The sequence below is a fragment of the [Flexibacter] sp. ATCC 35103 genome (genome assembly GCF_001975985.1).
In the GTDB taxonomy this organism is placed as follows: domain Bacteria; phylum Bacteroidota; class Bacteroidia; order Flavobacteriales; family Flavobacteriaceae; genus Flavobacterium.
The window spans coordinates 276,336-302,365 of the sequence record NZ_MTQF01000001.1; the positions used below are offsets into that span (position 1 = coordinate 276,336).

Annotated in this window: 26 protein-coding genes; 22 read left to right on the forward strand and 4 right to left on the reverse strand. The window is 33.9% G+C overall.

Going from position 1 to position 26,030, the window contains the following annotated elements; translation table 11 throughout:
• Positions 1 to 3: 3 nt before the first annotated feature.
• The 14 genes from BXU01_RS01075 (at position 4) to BXU01_RS01140 (ending at position 17,680) form a co-directional block, all read left to right on the forward strand.
• Entirely contained in the window at positions 4 to 3,339 is a 3,336-nt protein-coding gene (locus tag BXU01_RS01075) for a SusC/RagA family TonB-linked outer membrane protein (RefSeq protein ID WP_083691312.1), read from the forward strand.
• 11 nt (positions 3,340 to 3,350) lie between these two features.
• Complete coding sequence (locus BXU01_RS01080; RefSeq protein ID WP_083691313.1) at positions 3,351 to 4,670, forward strand: RagB/SusD family nutrient uptake outer membrane protein; 1,320 nt, start codon at positions 3,351 to 3,353, stop codon at positions 4,668 to 4,670.
• 59 nt (positions 4,671 to 4,729) lie between these two features.
• A complete protein-coding gene (locus BXU01_RS01085; protein ID WP_083691314.1) occupies positions 4,730 to 5,488 on the forward strand; it encodes a LytTR family DNA-binding domain-containing protein in 759 nt (252 codons plus the stop codon).
• 689 nt (positions 5,489 to 6,177) lie between these two features.
• The gene (locus BXU01_RS01090; RefSeq protein ID WP_083691315.1) at positions 6,178 to 6,822 is read left to right on the forward strand and encodes a hypothetical protein; all 645 of its coding nucleotides are present in this window, start codon (positions 6,178 to 6,180) and stop codon (positions 6,820 to 6,822) included.
• Between the two features lie 121 nt (positions 6,823 to 6,943).
• Positions 6,944 to 7,396, forward strand: a complete 453-nt coding sequence (locus BXU01_RS01095; protein ID WP_083691316.1) for a carboxymuconolactone decarboxylase family protein — start codon at positions 6,944 to 6,946, stop codon at positions 7,394 to 7,396.
• Positions 7,397 to 7,508: 112 nt separating this feature from the next.
• Entirely contained in the window at positions 7,509 to 7,847 is a 339-nt protein-coding gene (locus tag BXU01_RS01100; RefSeq protein ID WP_083691317.1) for a YciI family protein, read from the forward strand.
• Between the two features lie 321 nt (positions 7,848 to 8,168).
• Complete coding sequence (locus tag BXU01_RS01105) at positions 8,169 to 9,407, forward strand: RNA polymerase sigma factor (RefSeq protein WP_083691318.1); 1,239 nt, start codon at positions 8,169 to 8,171, stop codon at positions 9,405 to 9,407.
• A gap of 171 nt (positions 9,408 to 9,578) precedes the next feature.
• Positions 9,579 to 11,273, forward strand: a complete 1,695-nt coding sequence (kaiC, locus tag BXU01_RS01110; RefSeq protein WP_255373679.1) for a circadian clock protein KaiC — start codon at positions 9,579 to 9,581, stop codon at positions 11,271 to 11,273.
• Positions 11,274 to 11,279: 6 nt separating this feature from the next.
• Entirely contained in the window at positions 11,280 to 11,576 is a 297-nt protein-coding gene (locus BXU01_RS01115) for a circadian clock KaiB family protein (RefSeq protein WP_055092894.1), read from the forward strand.
• 4 nt (positions 11,577 to 11,580) lie between these two features.
• On the forward strand, positions 11,581 to 11,880 hold the full coding sequence (locus BXU01_RS01120; protein ID WP_083691320.1) for a circadian clock KaiB family protein: 300 nt from the start codon (positions 11,581 to 11,583) through the stop codon (positions 11,878 to 11,880).
• Position 11,881: 1 nt separating this feature from the next.
• A complete protein-coding gene (locus tag BXU01_RS01125) occupies positions 11,882 to 13,138 on the forward strand; it encodes an ATP-binding protein (protein WP_083691321.1) in 1,257 nt (418 codons plus the stop codon).
• Entirely contained in the window at positions 13,138 to 13,542 is a 405-nt protein-coding gene (locus tag BXU01_RS01130; protein ID WP_083691322.1) for a response regulator, read from the forward strand. The genes BXU01_RS01125 and BXU01_RS01130 overlap by 1 nt, the downstream gene beginning before the upstream one ends.
• A gap of 783 nt (positions 13,543 to 14,325) precedes the next feature.
• A complete protein-coding gene (locus tag BXU01_RS01135; RefSeq protein WP_255373680.1) occupies positions 14,326 to 16,137 on the forward strand; it encodes a T9SS type A sorting domain-containing protein in 1,812 nt (603 codons plus the stop codon).
• Between the two features lie 46 nt (positions 16,138 to 16,183).
• A complete protein-coding gene (locus BXU01_RS01140) occupies positions 16,184 to 17,680 on the forward strand; it encodes a hypothetical protein (RefSeq protein ID WP_165689745.1) in 1,497 nt (498 codons plus the stop codon).
• 83 nt (positions 17,681 to 17,763) lie between these two features.
• On the opposite strand, the gene BXU01_RS01145 is transcribed toward BXU01_RS01140, so the two are convergent.
• Together BXU01_RS01145 and BXU01_RS01150 are read right to left on the reverse strand one after the other, a co-directional pair.
• Complete coding sequence (locus tag BXU01_RS01145; protein ID WP_083691324.1) at positions 17,764 to 18,777, reverse strand: zinc-binding alcohol dehydrogenase family protein; 1,014 nt, start codon at positions 18,775 to 18,777, stop codon at positions 17,764 to 17,766.
• 162 nt (positions 18,778 to 18,939) lie between these two features.
• Positions 18,940 to 19,818: an NAD(P)H-binding protein gene (locus BXU01_RS01150; RefSeq protein WP_083691325.1), complete on the reverse strand. Its 879-nt coding sequence runs from the start codon at positions 19,816 to 19,818 to the stop codon at positions 18,940 to 18,942.
• Positions 19,819 to 19,901: 83 nt separating this feature from the next.
• Between BXU01_RS01150 and BXU01_RS01155 the strand changes: the two genes are divergently transcribed.
• The 5 genes from BXU01_RS01155 to BXU01_RS23590 all read left to right on the forward strand — a co-directional run bounded on the left by BXU01_RS01155 (position 19,902) and on the right by BXU01_RS23590 (position 22,064).
• Complete coding sequence (locus tag BXU01_RS01155; protein ID WP_083691326.1) at positions 19,902 to 20,285, forward strand: helix-turn-helix domain-containing protein; 384 nt, start codon at positions 19,902 to 19,904, stop codon at positions 20,283 to 20,285.
• 85 nt (positions 20,286 to 20,370) lie between these two features.
• Positions 20,371 to 20,802, forward strand: coding sequence for a DoxX family protein (locus BXU01_RS01160; protein WP_083691327.1), 432 nt, complete (start codon positions 20,371 to 20,373; stop codon positions 20,800 to 20,802).
• A gap of 260 nt (positions 20,803 to 21,062) precedes the next feature.
• Positions 21,063 to 21,281 carry a hypothetical protein gene (locus BXU01_RS01165; protein ID WP_083691328.1) on the forward strand — a complete coding sequence of 73 codons (219 nt, stop codon included), beginning with the start codon at positions 21,063 to 21,065 and terminating at the stop codon, positions 21,279 to 21,281.
• A gap of 142 nt (positions 21,282 to 21,423) precedes the next feature.
• Positions 21,424 to 21,897: a hypothetical protein gene (locus tag BXU01_RS01170; protein ID WP_083691329.1), complete on the forward strand. Its 474-nt coding sequence runs from the start codon at positions 21,424 to 21,426 to the stop codon at positions 21,895 to 21,897.
• A gap of 2 nt (positions 21,898 to 21,899) precedes the next feature.
• Positions 21,900 to 22,064 carry a hypothetical protein gene (locus BXU01_RS23590; RefSeq protein ID WP_165689746.1) on the forward strand — a complete coding sequence of 55 codons (165 nt, stop codon included), beginning with the start codon at positions 21,900 to 21,902 and terminating at the stop codon, positions 22,062 to 22,064.
• Positions 22,065 to 22,155: 91 nt separating this feature from the next.
• Here the strand turns inward: BXU01_RS23590 and BXU01_RS01175 are convergent, their stop codons facing one another.
• Positions 22,156 to 22,737, reverse strand: a complete 582-nt coding sequence (locus tag BXU01_RS01175) for a Crp/Fnr family transcriptional regulator (protein ID WP_083691330.1) — start codon at positions 22,735 to 22,737, stop codon at positions 22,156 to 22,158.
• A gap of 57 nt (positions 22,738 to 22,794) precedes the next feature.
• Entirely contained in the window at positions 22,795 to 23,253 is a 459-nt protein-coding gene (locus tag BXU01_RS01180) for a peroxiredoxin (RefSeq protein WP_083691331.1), read from the reverse strand.
• A 243-nt stretch (positions 23,254 to 23,496) separates the two neighbouring features.
• Between BXU01_RS01180 and BXU01_RS01185 the strand changes: the two genes are divergently transcribed.
• From BXU01_RS01185 to BXU01_RS01195, 3 genes are all read left to right on the forward strand, one after another.
• A complete protein-coding gene (locus BXU01_RS01185) occupies positions 23,497 to 24,333 on the forward strand; it encodes a sulfite exporter TauE/SafE family protein (RefSeq protein ID WP_083691332.1) in 837 nt (278 codons plus the stop codon).
• Positions 24,334 to 24,337: 4 nt separating this feature from the next.
• The gene (locus tag BXU01_RS01190; RefSeq protein ID WP_255373681.1) at positions 24,338 to 24,727 is read left to right on the forward strand and encodes a DUF1634 domain-containing protein; all 390 of its coding nucleotides are present in this window, start codon (positions 24,338 to 24,340) and stop codon (positions 24,725 to 24,727) included.
• A gap of 165 nt (positions 24,728 to 24,892) precedes the next feature.
• Positions 24,893 to 25,915 carry an LLM class flavin-dependent oxidoreductase gene (locus tag BXU01_RS01195; protein WP_083691334.1) on the forward strand — a complete coding sequence of 341 codons (1,023 nt, stop codon included), beginning with the start codon at positions 24,893 to 24,895 and terminating at the stop codon, positions 25,913 to 25,915.
• Positions 25,916 to 26,030 lie beyond the last annotated feature (115 nt).

The following is a 26,030-nucleotide window of genomic DNA, read 5'->3' on the forward strand; positions in this document are numbered from 1 at the left end:
CCAATGAAGAATTTATTTTACATGCTGAGTTTCCTTCTTACCCTGTCCGGGTATGCGCAGGAAAGGACTATTAAAGGAAAAGTACTCGATGCCAAAGACGGACTGCCAATCCCGGGAGTTACCGTTTTTCTTGAGAACTCTTCTGTATCAAACAACACACAACAAAAAGGAGTTATTCAAAGTGCCAGCTTAGGAACCGTTACTGATTTTGATGGTGCATTCGAATTTAAAATAAACAATAATATCAAAAGTCTGCGCGTAACTTATATAGGTTACTTACCATACACAATCGATATTACGGCACAAAATAATTATACTATTTCTTTGAAATCTGATGTAAGTGAACTTAAAGAAATTGTAGTAACAGGTTACCAAAAGATCGAAAAAAGAAAACTGACATCGGCTGTTGCACAAGTTGAAATGGCAGATATCAAACAAGCGGGTGTTGCGAGTTTAGATCAAATGTTAATTGGTCAGGTTGCGGGTGTTGCGGTAACACAGCAAACGGGAGCTCCGGGAACAATCTCAAAAATCAGGATTCGTGGTACTGCATCTCTTAATGGTGCTCAGGATCCGTTATGGGTTCTTGATGGTTTACCTCTTGAAGGAAATGATGTTCCTCAAAACTACGACAAAGACAATATTGATGTATTAAACAATTTTTCTATTGCGGGATTAAATCCTGAGGATATCAAAGATATTACCATATTAAAAGATGCCGCTGCAACTGCAATTTACGGAGCAAGAGCTGCAAACGGAGTTATTGTGGTAACGACTAAAAAAGGAAGAAAAGGAAGTATGAAAGTAGATTTTAATGTGAATACTTTCGTAACCCAAAAACCTGATTTTTCTAAATTAAACCTTATGAATTCTTCTCAAAAAGTAGATTTTGAACTTTCGCTGGCTTCAAGAGAAGATTTGACTTACAGAGACGCAAACGGAGAAATTTCCCGTATTCTTAATCAGGCTAATGAATTAGGAGCCTATAGATCGGGAGGTTTTTCGTCTCTAAGTTCAACAACACAAAATTCTATCAACGCTTTAAGAAACAATAATACCAATTGGGGTGATTTATTGTACCAAAGTGCCATCAACAAACAATATTCATTAAGCTTATCCGGTGGTGGAGAAAGGTCTGATTATTATTTCTCTTTAGGCGCATATGATGAAGAAGGTGCAACTATTGGAACTGGTTTTAAAAGATACAATCTTACCTTAAAAAACAACTATGATGTAACAGATAAATTGCATGTAGGTGTTGGTATTTTTGGTACACAAAGCAAAAAACAATCTTATATTACAGATGCTGATGCTTATACAAATCCATCGAATTATTCTAGAAACGTAAACCCATATTTAACGCCGCTAAATGCTGACGGAAGTTATAATTATGACAAGGATATTAGCGGATATGCCGGTAATTATGTTCCTTTTAATATTTTGGAAGAAAGAGCTAATACCAATTATGAATTAACGACAAGATCTATAAAAGCTTTACTTGATATTGATTACAATATTACCAAAGGCTTAAAAGCAAGTACACAAATTGGTTTACAGTTTGACAACAACTCATCTGAAAAATATGCGGGTCAGGAAACGTATTTTACAAGAAAAGAAAGAGAAAAATCACGTGTATTTATTGATGATGTTGATACTTATTTCCTTCCTGCAGGCGGAATTATTCAAAATTCAAACACAGACTTTTTTCAGTACAACTGGAAAACCATGGTAAACTATAACACTACTCTTGGCGGAAAACATGAGATAGAAGTTATGGTGGGTAATGAGTTAAGAAGAAACAACAGTACTTCGATTGCTACAAAAGGTTTTGGTTTTGACCCAAAAACACTGACTACAACTCAAATCATTTTTCCAAATGCAAATACAGCTGCAAGTGCAAACTGGAGAACTTATTTGAAAAGTGAAAATGAAAATGCATTTGCTTCCTTTTTTGCAACAGCATCTTATACCTATGACAGAAAATATACTTTCTTTGGAAGTGTTCGTTACGACGGATCAGATTTATTTGGTGTAGACCCTAAATACAAATACTTGCCATTATGGGCTGCTTCAGGTTCATGGTTAGTCTCTGAAGAAGATTTCTTAAAAGACAGCTCTGTAATTTCTAATTTAAGACTACGTGCTTCTTACGGATTACAAGGAAATATCGATAAAAATACTTCTCCCTATGTAGTTGGGGTAAATCAGACAACGGTTATTTTACCGGGACAAACAGAGCCTGTTATTTCAGTAAGTTCTCCTCCTAATGATAAATTAAGATGGGAGAAAACAACAAATACCAACTTTGGGATGGATCTTGGTTTGTTCAACAATCGTGTAAACATTGTAACCGATGTTTATGGCAGAAAAAGTACAGACTTAATTGGTTTACAATCGCTTCCTCTTGAAAACGGATTTGAATTTACAAATGCTAACTGGGCGCAGGTAACTAATAAAGGTTATGAAATTGCTTTGTCTACACGAAACATTGATCATCCAAATTTTAAATGGAATACAACGATTAATTTCTCTCACAATAAAAGTAATGTTGATCGTATCGAGATAAGATCAAACAGTTATTTGCCTTCAAGACAAGGACTCCCGGTTAATGCGGTATTCGCATTAAAAACTGCAGGAATTGATGAAAATGGCTATCCTTTATTTGTAAATAAAAAAGGAGAAACCGTAAACTCACAAACCTTTTTTGCCCTTTATGACCCATATGCAGAATTATTTCCGGGAGTACTTTCTACAACAAAACTTACTGATGCTGAGACAAGAGATTTGTTTACTTATGCAGGAGATTTAGATCCTAAATTTACTGGAGGTTTTACAAACACATTCAAAGTTCATAATTTTGATCTTACAATTGCGACAACTTTCAACATCAAGCAAACTGTTGTAGAAAAACCAACTTTTAACGGTACAATTTTAGACCGTGGTCAAAACTATACTACAGATGCACTTAATGTATGGTCACCAACAAATACAAGTTCAAATATTCCCGGAATCACAAGTGAGACTTCAGGAACGGGAGATTCATGGATGGCATACCAATGGTATTCTGGCGGAAACCAAATTCAAATGTATAACTACTTAGATACATGGGTTCACGAAATGAGTTTTATGCGTTTAAGCAGTGTTCGTTTAGGATATTCGTTACCTAAAAAAGCAACAAATACCTTGTTTATGGATACTGTAAGATTTAGTATTGAAGGTAGAAACCTATTCGTAATCAGCTCTGATTACAAAGGCTATTTTGATCCTGAAACATACGGAAATATCTATGCACAACCAATCCCAAGATCAATTTCTTTAGGATGTAACCTAACTTTTTAAACTGATTCAAAATGAAAAATATATTAAAATACGTATTCTTTGCCAGCGTTGCCATCACGACTGTAAGCTGCGATCATTATCTTGATGTTCAGCCGGTGGGTAAAGTAATTCCGGAAACCTTAACAGATTACAGAGCTGTATTAACAAAAGGATATTCTGCTTATCAGGCTCATAAATCATTATCAGCTTTAAGAGCCGATGAATTATTCCTGAATGAAGACAATGATAATTCTGTTTTCTATAAAGATATTTTTATCTGGAAAGATGCCAATCCTGATAAGCTTACAAACGTTTTTCCATATGCGGGATTGTACACCAGGATTTTCTATACGAATGTAGTTATCAATGAAGCAAGCCAAAAACTGCCTCCTTCTGCAGAGAAAGATCAGTTAATTGGAGAAGCTTATGCCTTAAGAGCCTTAACTTATTTTGATTTGATTAACCTTTTTGGAAAACCTTATAATGCCGCAACAGCTGCAACAGACAAAGGTGTTCCGTTAGCTTTAAAAATAGATTTAGAACAAGCTTATGTTCCGGAAAGTGTCGCTGTAATTTATGATCAGATTCTTTCTGACAATCAGGAAGCACTAAAATTGCTAAACCTGGACACTCAGGCAGCCGGTATGAATTATCGTTTTTCGAAAGTTGCCTTATATACAATGGAATCCCGCATTTTCCTCTACAAAAAAGAATGGGCTAAAGCAATTGAAGCGGCAGATAAAGCCATGACCTACAAGAATACGTTAACCAACCTGAACACAACAGCGGTTTTACCTAACTTGTATAATGGTGCAGAATCGATATTAGCGCTTGAAGATACTTTTATCAATCTTCTAAAAGGAACTTCATATGTATCACCAGCATTAATTGGTGCATATGATAAAACAAACGATTTGCGTTTTGCATTGTATTTTCAGGCAAGCGGAAGCAGGTTCAGATTTAAAAAAGGTGGTGATATCAATCAGAAATGTACGTTTAGAACCTCTGAATTATACCTGACAAAAGCAGAAGCATCGGCTCAGTTAAGTGATCTTCCAACGGCAAGAACAACCGTATTGGCTTTTATCAAAAATAGATATAAAGCTACAGCTTTTAACACTTTAAGCACATCGATTGCTGCAATGACACAAACCCAAATTCTTGATTTTATAGCTCAGGAAAGACAACGTGAGTTTGTTATCGAAGGTCAGCGTTGGTTTGATTTAAGAAGAAATAATCAAAAACAAATCATTCATACCTTCAAAGGTGAAGATTTCACCCTGACAGAAAATGATCCGCGTTATACGCTGCCATTTCCCCAAGAGGCACGTTTAAACAATCCTGAATTGTGATTGAATCAGCTCCGTTTTTTAACGGAGCTTTTTTTTAACTTTACCGAAAATTAAATGCCATGAAAATAGTTATTATTGAAGACGAACATCTTGCTTCAAGCTATCTCAAATCAATACTGGAACAACAAAATATACTTTCAATACGTGAAATAACAGTGCTGAAATCCGTAAAAGATTCCGTTGCTTTTTTTACAGAAAACAATGTTGATCTTGCTTTTATGGATATTCATTTAGGAGACGGTAAAAGTCTTGATATATTTGAGCAGGCAACCATTTCATGTCCGGTTATTTTTATTACTGCCTATGATTCTTATGCCGTAAAAGTATTCAAACATTTTACCATAGATTATCTTCTAAAACCTTATGAAGAAGAAGAATTATTAGAAGCTTTAAAGAAATACAAAAACATCAAAGAAACCTTTAATACAAATCTTATTGTAGAATCTCTGGTCGAAATCGAAAATCAAAGCAGCATCCAGCATCATTTTTTAGTGAATCACAGAGATAAACTCATATCTGTAAACGATACTTCGATTACGTACTTTTTTGCCACAGGAAAGCATATGTTTATTTACACCAATTCCGGAAGCAGCTATTTATACAACAGTAACTTAACAGATTTAATCAACAAACTTAATCCTGTTATCTTTTTTAAAATAAACAGAAAATATATTATTAACCGTCATCATATTCAGGAAATTATCAAACATTCGAGCCAGAAAATAGAGGTTTTATTAAATGTCGCAATTCCAGATACAGAACCAATTATTTTAAGCAAAAAGGAAATTAATAATTTCAAGAATTGGCTGGATTCTTAAAATCTTTTGTGTTTGATCTATTTTAAAATATAAAATATCAATAAATATATCGCTCCGCTGGAGCTTTGGCTACAATTGTATTTTTATTTTTGCTATAGATATATCGCTCCGCTGGAGCTTTGGCTATGATAACGAATATATTTGCTATAAATATAATACTCCTCCGGAGCTTTCTTTTTTATGTTTCTAGGTTAATGATAATAGAGTCCCAGCGGCACATAATATTTATAGAAAATCAGAAATTTGTGAAGTAAAGTCCCAGCGGGATGTAATATTTATAGAAAAAGCCCCAACGGGGTGAAATATTTATAGAAATCAAAAATCCGTGAAATAAAGCCCCAGCGGGGTGAAATATATCTCAACTATTTCTCTATTTTTTAATTTTTTTTCTCGCAGATCTGGCAGATTGAGCAGATTTTAAAAAATCATTTTAATCTTTTAATCTGCAGCAATTATTTATCATACAGCTTCGCAATTATACTATGCGGTAATATTCTAAGTGAAACGACTTTTATACAATCCTAAAAACTATGTCTCTATTGTTTAATTTTTTTTACGCAGATCTGTCAGATTGAGCAGATTTAAAAAAAATGTTTTAATCTTTTAATCTGTGGCTATTAGTTTTTCTTCAATCCTAATTAAAATTTATTGATATTTGTAAAAGCACTTCTCTCCTACTTTCAAAACAAATGAAAAAAATAATCTTAATTTCCGTTATCAGTTTAATCGTTTTTTATCTCATTCGAGAAAAGGTTTACAAACCCTACATGTGGAAAAAAGCAATCCAGACAAAAGAACATCAACTGCAATTAGGAAGTTTTATTTTTAGTAAAGAAACCGGCATTAACGGAAGCCAGAGTTACCAGAAATATTATTTTGTATTTAAAGTTATCGAAATCGACGGCGATTATGTCCGACTTTCGGTTATCAGGCAATTGTCAGAAAAAGATAATCTAAAAGAATCTGATTTTTCTATAACTTCAGATCAATACAAAAGTTTAAAACAAAATATTAAAAGTCTGACCATAACCCCCATTTTGTCTGAAGATTTATATAAAGGCGATGGTGATTCATTTACGTTAAATGATTATTTATTGAATAAATATCCGGTTTTAAAGCAATCCCGATATTATTATGAAGATATTCCTCAAGAATCAAAAAATAAGGGTATACCCAAAAAACCTGATGATTATGAAATGTATTTCAGCATGGTTTATTCTAAAAAAGAAATCATAGAAAAAGGACAACTTATTCCGTGGACAATGACCAATAGTTTTAATAACAAACCTTTACTATCTAACTATTCAAAAGATATAGATTTAATTATAAACTGAAAACCCTTGTAAAATCAAGGCTTTTAAAAATAATTGAAAAAATTTAATATTTTTTTTCAAAATTTTGTCCAATCTCGAAAGTTCAGTTGTCATTAGGGTATAACATTTAAAATTATACATTATGGAAACTAGAATCAATGCATTCGAAAAAGGACAAAAAGCTTTAAGCACATTATTTGCTATTACAGGTTATATCAAAAAATCAGGACTTGAAAAATCATTATTGGATTTAGTCGATTTTAGAGTATCACAAATCAACAGCTGTGCATATTGCTTAGACATGCACTCAAAAGAAGCTTTGGCAACCGGTGAAACCACGCAGCGTTTATTTGGTTTAAGCGCCTGGAGAGAAACTCCTTATTACACTCAAAGAGAAAGAGCTGCTCTTGCCTGGGCTGAAGCCGTTACCGCTTGTGAGGTTCATGATGAAGTTTACGCCCTTGTAAAAACCGAATTCTCTGATGAAGAGCTTATCGATCTTACACTAGTAATTACAACTATCAATACCTGGAATCGTTTTAATCTTGCTTTTCCTAATACTCCGGGAACTTACAGAGTGGGACAATTTGGATAAATAATTCAGGCTGTTTTTTGTCTGAGGTAAAACACTAAATTTATATCTCAGATAAAAAATGGCTTTTTTTATTAAAATAAATAGCAATCAATAATTTTTAAGATATAAAATAATGAACGAATTCATATTAATTTTCAGAAGGGATTTTACGACCAAAGAAAATCAGCCTTCACCTGAAGAATTGCAGCAGCATTTACAACAATGGCAAAACTGGTTTGGCGGTCTGGCGGCACAAGACAAACTCGCAAGACCTTTGCAACGCTGGGATGGTCAGGGAAAACTAGTCAGCAAAGCCAAAGGAGTTACTGATGGACCTTTTGTAGAAATAAAAGAATCTATTGGCGGATTAATAATCATAAAAGCCAAAGATTACGACGAAGCTGCCGAAATTGCACAAGGATGTCCGGTTTTAAATTTAGGCGGGAATGTAGAGATACGTCAGGCAATGTAGAAAGTTAGAGAATAGAGGGAAGAATATAGAGTATAGAAAAAAGAAGCAAGAAGCAAGAAGCAAGAGTCAAGATTTCAGATTATGGATTATGGATTTTAATTTTTTTATGAACTATTTATTATAAATCTTATCTCTATACTCCATATTCTATGTTCTAAAATCTTGCTTCTATTCTCTATATTCTATGCTCTAAAATCTATATTATATGTTCTAAAATCTTGCTTCTTGACTCTTGCTTCTATTCTCTCTATTCTATTCTCTAAAATCTTGACTCTTGCTTCTTTCCTCTATATTCTAAACTCTAAAATCTAAACTCAATTTATGAACCAGGAACTAATCCCCAACTTATTCAGGACCGAGTATCAGAAAATCGTTTCGGTTTTATGCAATCTTTTTGGTATTCATCATATTGAAATTGCCGAGGATATTGTGAGTGATACTTTTTTGACAGCATCAGAAACCTGGGCGATTAAAGGGATTCCTGAAAATCCAACAGCTTGGCTTTATACAGTAGCTAAAAACAAAACCAAAAACTATTTTAAACGAAATGATGTTTTTGAAAAGAAAATTGTAACCGAGATAAAATACAATTCTACATTAAACAATCCCGAGATTGAACTTGATTTATCTGATAAAAATATTACAGATAGCCAGTTGGCGATGATATTTACGGTTTGCAATCCCTGTAATTCTGACGAAGCACAAATTGCACTTGCCTTAAATTTATTATGCGGTTTTGGAATCAATGAGATTGCCGATGCTTTTTTATCGAATAAGGAAGTTATTTATAAAAGAATAAACCGTGCCAAGGACAAACTCAAAGAGGAAAACATTAGAATTCAAAATCCAAATGCAACAGAAATAAAAGAACGAATCGATACGGTTCTTAAAACCATTTATCTTTTATATTCTGAAGGCTACTACTCTACTTCTCAAAACACGACTTTACGAAAAGACCTTTGTGCAGAAGCGATGCGTCTTGCCTATTTATTGATTCAAAATCAAACGACAAATTTACCCGCAACAAATGCATTAATGGCTTTAATGTGTTTTCACTCGTCGAGATTTGAAGCCCGAACAACTCAAAACGGTGAAATTATTTTATATCAGGATCAGGATGAATCTCTTTGGAATCGGGAATTAATAGACAAAGGAACGTATTTCCTGAGTCAGTCTTCAACAGGAAACACACTTTCTAAATACCATCTTGAAGCCGGAATTGCCTATTGGCATACCCAAAAAAAGGATACGCCTGAAAAATGGCAGCATATTTTAGAATTGTATAATAATCTGATTATTTTAGAATACTCTCCAATCGTGGCTTTAAACAGAACTTATGCCTTATCTAAAGTAAAAGGCAAACAGGAATCAATCGCTGAAGCCGAAAAACTGAACCTTACAAACAATCATTTTTATTACTCTTTACTCGGCAATTTATATTCCGGTTATGACAATAAAAAAGCCCTTCAGCACTTTCAAACAGCACTTGGCTTAGCCAAAACTATTTCAGATAAAAACGTTATAACTAAAAATATGAAGCAGCTTTGTTTAAAGAATTAAGAACTCTTTGGTTATACCCCAAAACAGCTATTTATTTTTTTTGTCTTTATTTATCAATATTATGCTGTTTAGCTACAAAATCTTTCAAAAAAAGATTTAAAATTTATTTGAACAGCTGTTAAATCTTTAATAAATATTAATTGTTAATATTCTAGGAAAACGTATATTTGAGTGAACAGAATATTAAATAGCGTGCAAGAACAATCAAAATCACATAGTTTTATATTTCCCAAAACTCCTACAGGAGTAGACGGCCTAGATGAGATTACTGATGGCGGATTTCCGAAAGGACGGCCTACATTAATCTGCGGCGGTGCCGGCTGCGGAAAAACATTGTTATCAATGCAATTCCTTATTAAAGGTATTACAGAATATAACGAACCCGGAGTTTTCATGTCATTTGAAGAACCTTCGGATGATCTTACTTTAAATGTAAAATCCCTTGGCTTTGACCTCGAAAAACTCAAAAAAGACAAAAAACTGGTCGTAGATCACGTAAGAGTAGAAAGATCTGAAATTGAAGAAGCTGGAGAATATGACCTCGAAGGTTTATTTATCAGGTTAGGACATGCAATAGATTCAATAAAAGCGAAACGTGTCGTACTTGATACCATAGAATCTCTTTTTGCAGGTTTGGATAATCAGGCAATTCTTAGAGCAGAGTTGCGCAGGTTATTTCACTGGCTTAAATCAAAAGGAGTAACAGCAATAATTACAGGAGAACGCGGCGAAGCAACGTTAACCCGTCAGGGATTAGAAGAATATGTTTCTGATTGTGTTATCGTTCTGGATCATAGAGTTATAGAACAGGTTTCTACAAGAAGACTTCGAATTGTAAAATACAGAGGATCTACTCATGGCACAAACGAATACCCATTTCTTATTGATGAAGACGGTATTTCGGTATTGCCCATTACCTCATTAAAATTGGATAATGAAGTTTCTTCGGATGTAATTTCGACCGGAGTTCCCGGATTAAACGAAATGTTTCAGGGTGGCGGATTTTATCGCGGAAGCAATATTTTAGTTTCCGGAACAGCAGGAACTGCCAAAACCACTATTGCGTGTTATTTTGCAAATGAACAATGCGAAAAAAAGGAAAAAACAATCTATTTTGCGTTTGAAGAATCACCACAGCAATTGGTTCGAAACATGAAATCTATAAATGTTAATCTTCAAAAACACATCGATAATGGTACTTTACAAATACATTCATCACGTCCGTCATTAAACGGTCTGGAGCTGCATTTGCTAACGCTTCGCAAGTTAATCAGGGAATTTAAACCTACTACAATCATCATTGATCCTATTAGTAATCTGATTACAGTAGGAAGCGAACACGAAGTGCGTTCGATGCTTGTAAGACTTATTGATATGCTGAAAGCAAACAATATTACGGCACTTTTTACGTCTTTAAACAAACAAACAGATAATCTTAGACCTGATCTTGCAGAAGAATCTGTATCATCATTGGTAGATACCTGGATTACGGTTCGTGATATGGAAGGAATTGGCGAAAGAAACCGTGGGATATTTATTGTAAAAGCCAGAGGAATGGGACATTCTAACCAGGTTCGAGAATTTGTAATTACAGATAACGGGATAGCATTGCTGGATGTAGAATTAGGACCACAGGGAATCCTTACCGGTGCTGCAAGAAAAACATATCAGTTCAAGAAAACAATTTCGGATATTAAGCTTCAAAATGAAATTAGCAGAAAAGACAGGGAAATTGAGCGTAAACGAAAAGTTCTTGAAGCAAATATAGAAGCACTTAAAAATGAATTTGAATCTGCAGAGGAAGAATTAAGTATCCTGAAAGCTACAGAAGAATTACAGGAAAAACTGTCTTCTAAAAAAAATTAGAATAAAATGAAAAAAGAAGCTGTAGCCGAATGGCAATTACGATTGTATATTGCAGGCCAAACGCCAAAATCAATAACGGCGCTTGAAAATATAAAAAAATATGCCGAGGAACATTTAAAAGGAATTTATAGTATTGAAATTGTAGATTTGCTTAAAAATCCGCAATTGGCAGAAGGGGATCAAATTTTTGCTGTACCTACATTAGTTAGAAAATTTCCAGAACCTATCCGTAAGATCATTGGTGATCTTTCGAATGAGGAACGAGTACTTGTCGGGCTTAATATAAAACCCTTAAACTCTTAAAAAAATGGATGACTCATCTGATGGCTCAAGTACAACCAAACATAAATTTATGCTTTTTGTTTCGGGTATGTCTGTTAAATCGGGTCATGCTATCGAAAACCTGCGTAAAATCTGCGATCAGTATCTGAAGGATAATTATGAATTAGAAATTATAGATATTAGCCGGGATACAGAACAGGCTGCGATACATCAAATAGTGGCAATACCCACATTGATAAAAACAGATCCTGCTCCAAGGAGGATTATTCTGGGCGATTTATCAGACAAGGAAAAGGTATTAAGAATCCTAAACATACGCAAATAATTTGAAGGACAATAATACAAATATAGAATCCCTAAAAGCTGAAATAGCTTCCTTAAAAGAGCAACTTTACGAATCTAATAGTATTGTTGATGCTATAAAAGAGGGAGATGTTGACGCATTGGTAGTAAATGCAAACGGAACGCCGCAGCTTTATTCGCTTGAAACCGCAGATTATACGTTTAGGCTCCTGATCGAAAAATTTGGACAAGGGGCATTGAGTATTTCCAGAAATGGACTTATACTATATTGTAATGATTATTTTTCAAAACTTATAGGTATACCTGCCGAAAAAATAATTGGAAATTACCTGTATCAATACTTTAATAGTATGGACAATTTTGTGCCAATTATAGAAGCTTTGAAATATGGCATTACCACGCACGAAATTGTATTTAAAACACAAACGTACAGAAAAACTTTTCCTGCCTATATCGCCGTTACTGATCTTGAGCCTGCCGTTCAGGGAATTGGAATCGTAATTACGGATCTTACAGAGAAGAAAAAACACGAAGATGCATTAATACAGCATCAAAAGGAACTCGAAGAAAAAATTCATGAGTTAAATAGAATAAACGCTAATCTGGAGGAATTTATTCATGTAATATCACATGACCTTAAAGAACCGCTTAGAAAAATTGTGATGTATAACGGAAGAATAGATGCAAGTTATCTTTCTGAAGCTGATGCCAAATCTATGAATGTGATGAAATCAGCAGCTTTAAGATTAAATTCACTTGTAGATGATCTCGTTAGTTATTCATCGCATACGGCACAGGAAGAACGTACAGAAATTAACCTGGTGGATGTAATTAGAGAAGTTACGGATGATTTGGAAATTATAATATCCGATAAAAAAGCAGAAATCAAAATAGGAAAACTGCCTACATTAAAAGCTTCAAGAGTACAAATGCGCCAGCTTTTTTCTAACCTTATTTCAAACGCCATAAAATACAGCAAGAAAGATAGTTTTCCTCTTATACAAATTTCTCAAATTGATAATTTTGAGACTGAGATTTCAAATCAAAATCATCAGTTTATTAAAATTCAGGTAAAAGATAACGGTATCGGGATGGAACAAAATCATCTTCTTAAAATTTTTACCATATTTCAGCGCCTGCATGCCAAAAATGAATATTCCGGTAACGGAATTGGCCTTGCGATTTGTAAAAAAATCATGGAAAATCATTCCGGAAATATTACTGTGGAAAGTAAACCGAATGAGGGCACTACGTTTAACCTTTATTTCCCAATATTATAATGCCACACTTAAATAATCTACATATTATTATTGCCGAAGATGATATCGATGATGCTGATATAATCTGTCACACTTTTACTAAAAACCCGGATTTTGCAAAAGTAAGTCTTGTGGCTAATGGTGAAGAACTTTTAAATTATTTAGAAGATGCGTCAAATGAAACTCCGGACATTATCCTTACAGATATCAATATGCCTATATTGGACGGCATTGAAGCATTACAGCAAATTTTGAATAACAACGACTTAAAAACAATTCCGTGTTTTGTATATTCAACAAGTATAAATCCTGTTTATAAAGAAAAATGCGACATGCTGGGTGTAAAAGCATATCTTATTAAACCATATTCTATTGAAGGTTTTGACGAAATTCCTAAAAGTATACTTTCGATTATCGAACAATAATACTGAAATAATAACTACATAATAGCAAAAGAGCTGGTCTAACGATCAGCTTTTTTTTATACCTTATCAATTTTTAGTTATTCTATACTAAAACTACAATTTCATTCTGTTTTCTTCAAAATCCAATCTCGAAGAATTTACTATGCTAACATAGGAAATTACTTAAATAATTGTTTACTATTTTAAAATAAATAAGAATTTTTTCAATATATTTAGTAAAACATCTTACTTATACTACAATGTTGATTTGTTAAAATATTGCGGAATATTCAATTTTAATACAATTCACTAGGTAAAATTTGTAACATTATTTTATGATTTAACACATTGTTCTATTATTATTTCGAAGCTAAAAAATTTCATATCAACCTCATTTCCATCAAAATACAATATTAAAATGATACGTTCTTATATTTTATAAAATTATTCTTACCTGATTATTTTTCAGTATCGTAAGAATAACATCGTTTTATGAATTTTTATTCCCCAATCTAAAATTATCATATGAAAATCAGAAAGTTAAAATTACTATTAGCCTTATTTCTTTGCATGGCTTTTAAAAGTTATGCCGCTCCTTCCCCTCCACGACCACAAGCAATTCCTCCACCGGTAGGTGATCCGGCCCCTATAGACAGCGAAATTTGGATATTATTCGCAAGTGGTCTTTTGCTTGGCATATTTTTTCTGTTTAGAAATTCAAAATCGACAGTATAACTATCACAAATGTAAATCAAGATGAACCGCAAAAATCCAAATCTATTACTACTCTAAAAAGTGAAAGTTATGAAAAAAACAACATTACTTATTTTGATACTGGCCACTACAAAATGTATCTCACAAATTTATTTTAGTCCTAACGCAAACATGTACGTAAAAAACGAGGTTTTATATGTACAGCAAAATATAAATTTAGACGCGACTTCAAATTTATATTTACGAAATAACGCGCAATTGCTGCAAGGATCTGCCGGAAATTCAACCAATCTTGGTGTAGGTTTACTCTCTGTTTATCAAGAAGGCACATCAGACAACTTTGATTATAATTATTGGTGTTCTCCTGTTGGAAATGCCTCCGTAACTCCTGGAAATGAAAACTTTGGTATTGCAATGTTAAGCAGACCAACAAGTTCAACTGTTTCTACAACGGCAACCATTTTACCTGCAACCAATTCAAACGGAACTTCAAACCCGCTTGCAATTGCTTCAAAGTGGATCTATAAATTAATTAATGCCAATAATTATTCGCAATGGCTTTTTGTTGGCGGAGCAGCAACTCTGGCTCCCGGCGAAGGTTTTTCTATGAAAGGAACGAGCGGCACTGATGCTGTCGATCCGGAAGGAACCGGTGTAACAAACAATCCCGGAAGTGCCCAGAGATATGATTTTAGAGGAAAACCAAATGATGGCAACATCACCATTACTTTAGGTATCAATAATGCCACATTAACCGGAAACCCGTATCCGTCAGCTTTACACTTAAACGCTTTTCTTTTAGATGGTTCTAACACTGCAACCGGAGGCGTCGCCTATTTTTGGCAACAGGATAAAACAGTAAATTCTCATACTCTTATAAGTTATAGAGGAGGCTACGGATCTTATTCTCCTGTAGATCTCGTTTCCCCGGGTGTATATGTACCTGCATTTTTTAGTTCTTATAATGCAGATGGCTCCGTAAACAATACCGGATCATCATCCGGAATTGTAATAAACAGACAATATTCTCCTATAGGACAAGGTTTTGTTATTAGTGCCACCGCCACCGGAACAGCAACTTTTAAAAATAGCCACAGGATATTCATGAAAGAAGGTTCAGGATCATCACAATTTGAAAGACAGGTTCCAAAAGAAAAAACGACTCAAAAAGAAGATTCTGCTCAGGAAACTACCGAAGAAGTTGTAGAAGAAGTTCCACATTTTAAATTCAATACGATCATTAACAATGAATTTACCAGACAATTAGCACTGGCTTTTGTATCACAAGCGACAGATGGTATCGATATAGGTATTGATGCCCTAAACATGGATGATTCAGTGCCTAATGATGTGACTTTCTGGTTAGAAAACGGCAGTTATGTAATTCAGGGCGTTAATTTTGATGAAACAAAGAAAATTGCGCTTACTGCAAAAGTCGCTACAAATACTACTTTTAAATTTTATATTCCTGAAGTGGTAAATTTCGATAACTCCCAAATGATTTACCTGTATAATGCTCTTGATAACTCTTATCATGATATAAAAAACGGATCATATGAAATTAGCGTTGCTCCGGGCGTTTATCCTGACCGATTTAAAATTGCATTTAAAAACGAACAAACTCTTGGTACCGGCAGCGAAACATCTAAACAATTCTTTATAATCCAGGATAATACCAATAGTAAATTAAGAGCTGAAAATCCTAATAATCTAGCCCTTAAATCATTTAAATTATACGATGTTTTAGGCAAAACAGTATTATCCAAAAAAGACCTTGGAACAGATCAAAATTATACTTTTTCGACTAGCGGGTTAAGTAACGGAATTTACATTGCAGAATTCTTAACCACCAATAACGAAAGACTTACTGAGAAAATTGTAATCTCAAATTCAGGCAAATAATTATATCCTTTAAATAAAAATATACACCAAACTAATATTAGAAATTATGATCAACAAACCTACTCTTCAAAATCATAAAAAATTACTATTGCTATTTTTAATCCTTTTAAGCTTAACAGTAAATGCACAAATAGGAATTGGGACAACAACACCAAATGCAAGTTCTATTTTGGATGTTACCTCAACAACAAAAGGAATGCTAACACCCAGAATGACTACTGCCCAAAGAAACGCCATTACTACACCCGCTGACGGATTAATGGTGTATGACACTGATTTAAAAGTATTTTACTATTACTCTGCAGGTACCTCAACATGGTTGCCAATTGTGAGCGGTTCACCAGGAAGAATCAATTTTAAGCGTATAAAATCTACAGATGTTTTGGCGACGGTTTTAGCTGCTGAACTTGCTGCAGGCGGCGGATCAAAATATCTTTTAAGTTCTACTACTTTATATGAAATTAATGGTACGGTATCTTTTAATTTTCCTATTGATTTAAATAATGCTTATGTACAAGGATTAGATGCAAATGATGATATCATAATCAGACCTTCAGGAAATATTTTTGAAGGTGCGACCGGAGGAAGTATTCGAGGTGTAACTCTTATTGCTACAGCCGGAAATGTGTTTAACCTTAGCGGAGCAGCAACTCAAAACTTAATATTTAGAGATTGTATTGTAGCTAATTCTAATACGGTGGGTTCAATATCAGGTTTTGGATTAGTATTTCTAAGCATTATTCAATTTTCAGGAAATACAAACGGAATAACCTATAACAACATTACACAGTTATTATTAAGCAATTTAGGATGGTTTGGTAATAATACAGGAACCTACGAAAAACTAACGGGAACTTTTATGTTGGTAGAAAAACAAGGCGGTTTTAGTCAGGTTGATGGCTCTGCTATAGGTTTTGATGTATCCGGAAACCCTACTGTAAGTGGCGATGCAGTATTAGAATCAGTTGTCTTTACTGGTACAAATGCTACAGGTTATGTGAAACCTTATACCGCAGGAGGAATTTATACAGGATATAATTTTACCAATAGCTGGAATGTGCGATCTGCCGGAATACCAACAGAAGCAGATGCAAGTGCTGTTGGAGATTTTTCTATGGATTATATCGTTGGTTCTGGTGCCAGTACTGTATTTAACACCTCTAATCCTAGTAATATTACAAAAGTACTTGGAACTTCAGCATCGTATAATTTATTTAGATTTGCGCTTGATGCAATTCCAAACGCCAATAACAGATTACGATATATGGGTAAAAAGAAAAGAATTTTTCAGCTAGCAGGTTCTATCTCTTTTCAGGTTACAAACGCAGGAACTTATATCATTTATGTTGCTAAAAACGGAACTCCTTTAACACAATATAAAATTTACGGAAAAGGTTTGCAGGCACTTGATATTGTTGTACTTCCGTTGAATGCATCATTTGAATTATCAAATAATGATTATATCGAAGTATATGCACAGCGTTATACCGGAGGTATTACAGATGGTATTATAACGCCAAATATGACTGTGACTATCAAATAAATAAATAAATAAATAAATAAATAAAGCAGCCGTATCGATAAAGAGACGGCTGCTTTTATTTAAAATACAAACTAAATTGTTTATTATAACTTAATTGCAATTTTTCCAATCGTTTTGCCAGATTCAAGCAATTCATGCGCTTTTTTAAAATTATCTGCTGTAAGCCCAATAAAAGTTTCTTTTAAAGTTGTTTTTAGCGTTCCATCATCCAGAAGATCAGCAATTTTATTCAGGATATTGTGTTGTTCCTGAATATCATCAGTTTCAAACATAGAACGTGTGTACATTAACTCCCAGGAAAATGAGGCGCTTTTGTTTTTTAGTTTATTTAGAGCCACAGGATCACTGCTTCCGGTAATCGATGCAATATGTCCCTGAGGTTTAATTAATTCGACCATTGCATCCCAATACGAATTTGTATCTACAAAGTCCAGAATAAAATCTACGTATTCAAATCCGGCTTCTCTCACTGAGCTAATTAAATCTTTGTGATTCACTACAAAATCAGCACCTTGCTGTTTGCACCAATCCATAGTTTCCGGACGCGAAGCAGTTGCAATAACCGTTAATCCGGCAACTTTTTTTGCCAGTTGAATTGCGATTGAACCCACTCCTCCGGCACCGCCAATGATTAAAATAGATTTACCTTTGTCTTTTTCAGGATCGATCCTAATACGATCAAATAATATTTCCCAGGCCGTTAAACCTGTCAAAGGTATTGCTGCAGCTTCTTCAATACTTAGCGATGTTGGTTTTTTGCCCACAATTCGTTCATCAATAATCTGATATTCAGCATTGCTTCCTTGTTTTGTAATATCTCCTGCATAAAATACGGGATCACCTACCTCGAACAAACGCACCTTTTCTCCTACTGCTTCGACAATTCCTACTGCATCCCAGCCAATAATTTTTGGAGTATCGAGTATCGTATCTTTTGCACTATTCTGGCGAATTTTATAATCAACCGGATTAACAGATACAGCACTAATTTTTACCAATAAATCACCTGCGCCCGGAATTGGCTTTTGAGTTTCAAATTCTATAAAACTCTCTTTTTCAGTTATGGACAATGATGTTTTGAATCCTATAGCTTTCATATTTATAATTTTTAAGGTTGTAATATTACAAAGATAACAGCTCATTGAATTTTATAAATGGTATAAGTTGATCGTATATCTGTATAATTTTGTCAACGTGAAATCATTTACTTTTAGAAACAAAAAAAAAGCTGATTTTACAATCAGCTTTTTTTATAAAAATTAGAATTTAGCAGCAAATTCCTTTGCAAAATCTTCCAGTTTAATCTTGCCTTCAACAGAGAAAGTATTGCTTAAAAAGTGTGCCTGAATTTTACCGCTTCTTAAACCTGAACCCATTTCCTGATATAATCCAGCAATTTCTTCCGGTAATCCGGCTTGTTTCATTCCGCCAAGAGATTGCTCATCAGTAAATTCAATCCAAGGTAATTCCGGTTTATCAATTGCTTCCCCTAAAACTTTTGCCACATCACTTGCCGTGCGAACGTCACTTATAATGTAACGTACATTTTTACCTGAAGGTGTTTTTTGCAATTCTTCAGCAACCGCATCGGCAATATCTTCCGGATGTACAAAAGGAATCGTTGCTGTCGCTGGATAATTAGACCCAATAATTCCCCCACCTTTTATCATAGGCACATCATTATACAAATTCGTGAAGAAAAATCCGGCACGTAAAAAAGTAATCGATACGTTTTCTAGTGTTTCGTATATTTTCTCGATATTATAAAGCCCTGCAATTGGACCATTCCCTGTTGGTAAATCTGCACCAATACTACTTAGCATTACCACACGCTTTACTCCTGCTCCTTTTATAGCTTCTGCTAAAGCTTTACCGGCAGTTGTTGTATTGGCAATAATATTCGATCCTCCTAAATTTGGCGGAGTCATAGCAAAAATAGCATCAGCTTCTGCAAAGGCATTTTTTAAAAAAGCAACATCATTTACAGAACCTATTACTGCTTTTGCGCCTAAAGCTTCGATAGCTTCAACTCTGTCTTTATTGCTGCTAATTACCGTTACATCGTGTCCTGATGCGATTAATTTTGTGGTTAAAGGTTTTCCAATATTTCCTAATGAACCTGAGATTGTAATTTTCATATCTAATTTATTTTTTTATTATCTGTAACAAAGGTATATTTGTACTTACTTTTATACAAGTACTTACCCTAAAGTATGCGCAAATGACAGCAATCAAAGAATCATCGACAATACAGGAAAATAAGCAATATGCTTTAGAAAAATGCCCTGTAACATATGTAATGGAAAAAATTGGAGGATACTGGAAACCCATTATTATCTACCATCTTTCTGGCGGAAGCAAACGTTATAGCGAACTAAAAAGAGCGATTCCTGCGGTAACAGAAAAAATGCTGATTCAGCATTTAAAACAACTCGAAGCAGACAATCTTGTTATTAGAGAAGCAAAACCTGTTGTACCTCCTTATGTAACCTATAGATTAAGCAATGCCGGAAATGGTTTGATGCCGGTTATTGAAGCCATGGCAACCTGGGCTTTTAAAGATAAAGAAAACGGATTTACCCAATCTTCGCAAAATCATGAATAAGCGACATTATAATTTTAAAACATAATGAAGCCCTTCACGGCAAATTCTCTGAGATCTTTCTATTTTTATGTAAAAATACATCCACATGAAAAACATATCAATACCACAAGCAGGTTTAATTTTACGAATAGTACTGGGAATCACAATGCTTTCAGCCGTTGCAGATCGTTTTGGACTTTGGGGCGCTCCAGGTGATCCGGGAGTAGCATGGGGAAACTGGGAAAATTTTATTGCCTACACCCAAACCCTGAACCCTTTTGTAAGCAAACCTATTGCCGGAATATTAGGCATTTTAGCAACATCGTTTGAAATTGTATTTGGTATTTTATTAATCATAGGATTCAAAACCAGAATCATAGCTCTAGGAACTTCGGCATTAATGTTCCTTTTTGCACTTAGCATGGCAATTTCAGTTTCGATAAAAGCACCTTTTGATTATTCGGTTTTAACAAGTTCTGCCGCCGCATTATTGCTTGCTGCAATTGGTAAAACTTCTTTTTCTGTAGACAATAAATAAATTGGAATATTTTTTTGATTAGAAGCTAATCCGGCCATCCGCTATATCTTTTCCTGCCTAAAGAAGGCAGCAAAAGGATGTCGCTCCTGTCCGGGCTAGGAAATATATTTTCATAACATATTTTGGAATTAAGAAAGACCAATTACTACAAAGAACTATCAATGAGTATTTTATAAAAAAAAATTGAGAATAATGTAAATGATTAAAATCTTAAACGGCTAATTTTGAAGTAATTAATTATTAACGAAATAATAAAAATTATGAAAACTCTATTCAAAACCAAAATTGCATTTCTTTTTATTTTAATTGGACTTGCGTTTTCCTGCAAGAAAAACGAACCCGTTCCGGCAGATACAGATACTTATGTGGATTCGACTGAAACAGCCATTGACAGCGTAAATACCACTGTAGACAGTAGCGCAGTACTTGTTGATACAGCAACTGTAAAAAAAGATTCGATCACAAAGATTAAAAAATAGATTTGAATGCTGTATTGTATAATACAGATCATTATTTTATAAAACTCTGTCATATGTTTATGATGGAGTTTTTTATTTTATCTAGATTAAAAAGAAAGATTTAACTTATTAAAATTGTATTTTCGTTAATTAATTTTAATTGATGGATTATCCAAAATATGATTTAAAGGCAAATTCAAATTCTACGATTTTTGAATTTATAAGCTCAGGGACACAAGGAGATATTCTTAAAGTAATTAAATATACTTTAATGCAAAATCCCGAAATTGTAAATCTGGGTTTTGGAGATAAAATTAATATCAATGAGAATATGGGAACTTTTGATATTGATGATGTTAATATAACTGATAATGGTGATCGGAATATTATATTAGCAACCGTTGCAAATGCAACTTATATTTTTACAGAACTCTATCCTGATAAATTTATTTTTTTCTCAGGTAGTTGCAAGATTAGAACCAGACTATATAGAATTGCAATTTCAAGCAATTATACTGAATTAGTAAAAACTTTCTTTATCTTTGGTATATTACAAAATTCTCATACAGGAAAATATTATAATGTATCTTTTAGAAAAGATATAAATTTTATTGGATTTTTAATTAAAAGGAAATGATAATGAAAAATTTAGATAAAAAAATAACTGGAAATAAAAATCTTTCAAAGATTAACTCGACTGTATCCACTGACAAAAAATTAGATCAAATTAAAAACGTAAATTTTGTTTCAAATAAAATAGAAGAAGTAAATAAGATCGTAAATAAATTGGAATTAACTTTTTAAATAACATATAAAAGGAGCTTTAAGCTCCTTTTATATGTATCCTACTTCTTCAAGATTTCTCCGTTTTATAGCCTGAGAAATTATTATAAAACTATCCTAATCTTTTTCTAATCCTGCTAAGCGACTGACTCGTAATCCCCAGGTAAGAAGCAATATGATACAAAGCAATGCGATTTAAAATTTCAGGCTGTTCTGTTTGCAATTTAGTATAACGCTGTTCTACCGTATTAAAAAGAAGCGCTTCCATTCTGGATTGCGCGTAGATAAAAAATAATTCTGCTAAAACCCTTCCTGTATTTGCCCAGCCTTTATTGACATCATATAAGTTCTGAAGGTCTTTATATTTTATAGCATACAACTCTGAATCCTCCAGGGCTTCGACATAATAAACACAAGGATATTGATATACAAAACTGGCAAAAGACACAATAAATTGACCTTCTGAAAAGAAAAACATATTTCGATCTTCCATTGCTTTTTCATCATAATAATAGATTCTAAAAATACCTTTCCGTATAAAACCTAGATCAGAACATACAAAATTTTGCATATTAAAAAACTCCCCTTTTTTAATTGTTCTCGTATACCAATATTGATTTCCCTTTTCAAAATCCGGTGTAGAAAGATTGGAGAAATTATGCAAAAAATCAAATAATACTTTTTTATCATCCATAGAGAAACAGGTAAACCCAGCTTTAGTAAACCGGGTTTAAAAGTATGTAATAAAGTATTACTTTGCTTGTTTTAAAAAATCCAATACTTCTTTTGCATGTGCAGCGCCTTTGAAAAAATCCCTGAATTTATAAATTACAATTCCCTCGCTGTTTAGAACAAAAGTTTCTCTACCCGTTAAAAACAATGCCTTTTTTACTCCAAATTGCCTGATTACTTTATTTCCGGGGTCACTTAATAATTTAAAGGGTAATCTGTTTTTTTCGGCAAAAGTTTTATGGCTTTCTATACTTGCTCCATTAATTCCTAAAACCTGTATGCCCGCATCTGTAAAATCCTGAAAACTGTCACGAAAAGCGCAAGCTTCTTTTGTACAGACACCACTTTCATCTTTTGGATAAAAATAAATTACAGTTGTACTGCCTGTAATATCCGTACTGCTGTCAAATTTATTTCCGTTTTGGTCTTGAAGGGTAAAATATGGTATTTTATCTCCTACTTTTAATTCGTTTATCATTTTATTTTAGTTTAAATTTTATACTGCAAATTTGATTCGAAATAAAACTGACCGAATTAACTTAAGTTAATTAATATTCAAAAAAAGCAATTTTACAAAACACAAATACTTCTATCATACTGGTTATAAAAGTCTTATTTTGATTTAAAAATAACTCATCTCATTTTTAAGGTATTATTAAGGTCGTAATTTTTCCAGAAACTAATATCAATTCGTAAATTAGCCATAATAAAATTTATCCGAATGACAGTACTTACATTTACCCTGATTATGATTCTTGGTGCTTTTTTAGCAGGTTTTATTGGTTCATTATCAGGCTTGGGTGGCGGAATTATCATAATTCCCCTTTTAACAGTCATTCTTGGCGTTGATATACATTACGCAATTGGTGCGGCTTTAGTTTCAGTAATTGCAACCTCATCAGGTTCTGCCGCTGCTTATGTCAGGGAAGGAATCACCAACATGAGATTGGGAATTTTTCTCGAGATTGCTACAACAATTGGTGCGGTTTGCGGAGCTTTACTTTCTACCATTGCGCCTACTTCATTCATTGCCGTATTATTTGGACTTACCTTAATTTTCTCTGCTATTAATTCGCTTCGAAAAAAAGAAGAACATATTGTTTTACAATCAAGTCCTCTGGCTAAAAAACTGAGATTAGAAGGAACTTATCCTTCGCACGATGGAGAAGTAATTAGTTACGGAACCAAAAATGTAGTTGGCGGTTTTGGCATGATGGGAATTGCGGGTATGATGTCCGGATTATTGGGGATTGGTTCCGGGGCTTTTAAAGTAATTGCAATGGATAATATTATGAGGATTCCGTTTAAAGTTTCTACCACAACCAGTAATTTTATGATGGGCGTTACTGCAATGGCTAGTTCTGTAATCTACATTCAAAAAGGATATATCGAACCCGGAATTTGTATGCCAGTTGTCATTGGTGTTTTATTTGGCGCAATGGCAGGAGCAAAAGTGCTGGTAAAAACAAACCCTAAAAAACTAAGAATATTTTTTGCATGCCTGATTTTTGTGCTTGCAGTAAACATGATATACAACGGAATTAATGGAAAAATCTAAGGTTATGCAACACGAAAAATTTGGAGAAAAAGATTTTCAATCCATTATTGGTAATTTATTACGCTACGGAGTCTGGATTTCATTATCTGTAGCATTTCTTGGCGGAGTCGTTTATTTAATGGGGCACAGCAGCGATATAGAAAACTACTCAGTCTTTAAGGAAAATGACCGTAATATTTTTGAAGTTATTACAGCAATCTATAATGGTGCAATTCAGGGAAAAGGAGAGTCGCTAATATTTGTTGGGATCATATTGCTTTTTCTAACGCCGGTATTACGTGTTTTACTATCATTGTTCTCTTTTCTTCTGGAAAAAGATTATCTGTACGTAGTAATCACATTAATCGTAATTTTGATAATCCTTATTAGTGTTTCCTTTGGATTTTCGCATTAAATATGGACATTAAGCTTTAAAAAAGCACCAATAATTGCTCTAAGTTATCAATATATGCGCTTTGCAAAAAAGCTTAAAGCGCTACAAACAAATAATTGCTAAAAGCAATAAGCCGCACGCTTTCTAAGCTTAAAGCCTATTGCATAAAGCCTAAAGCTAAAAAAAATGGAAATAGGTATAGACAGTTTTGCATCGGCAATGTACGGAGACAGCAACACTTTGAGTAGTGTAGATGCTATGGAACAATTGCTTCAAAGAATCGAGTTGGCAGATCAGGCCGGACTTGACGTTTTTGGTATTGGAGAACATCACAAGAAAGAGTTTTTAGATTCGGCAACAGCCGTAATATTAGGTGCAGCCGCAGCAAGAACAAATCGCATAAAGCTAGCAAGTGCCGTATCAGTTCTTAGCGCTGCTGATCCTGTTCGATTGTATCAAAATTTTGCAACATTAGATTTAATATCAAAAGGAAGAGCAGAAATTGTCGTAGGTCGCGGATCAGCGATTGAAGCATATCCGCTTTTTGGATTTAGCTTAAACGATTACGACGCGCTTTTTAGTGAGAAATTAGACCTTTTACTTCAAATTAGGGATAACGAATTTATAACGTGGTCCGGAAAATTTCGTCCCGCCTTGAATAATCTTCCAGTTTACCCAAGGGCTTTACAGGAAAAACTGCCTATTTGGTTAGGAGTTGGCGGAACTCCGGAATCTTTTATCAGAGCAGGATCTTTGGGTTTACCCTTAATGGTTGCCGTTATTGGAGGGCAAACATATCGTTTTCGTCCGCTTGTTGATTTGTATCGTGAAGCAGGAAAAGCTGCAGGTTACAAACCCGAAGAACTAAAAGTAGGTTTGCATTCCCCTGGTTTTGTTAGCAATACAACTGCAAAAGCAATCGAGGAATATTATCCCGGTTATGCTGAGCTTTGGACAAAATTAGGAAGAGAACGCGGTTGGCCGCCTGTAACAAAAGACAAATTTGATGGGCTTATTGATGATCAGGGCGTATTAGTTGTAGGTGATCCGGAACGTATTGCCGAGAAAATTTTACGCCACAGCGAATCATTGGGAGGGATTTCGAGATTTACTTTCCAGATGGATAATGCAGGACTTACACATACACAATTAATGAATGCTATAGAACTTATAGGATCAAAAGTGATTCCTTTAATTCAGAAAGCATAATTTTTGCCAAGCTATAACGAATAAAACGGATTTTCGCTGGTTTATTTTAATATTAGAGTTTTTTTGCCACAAATTAAAATGATTTTTTAATCACTTTCTCTTAGAAAAAAACCAG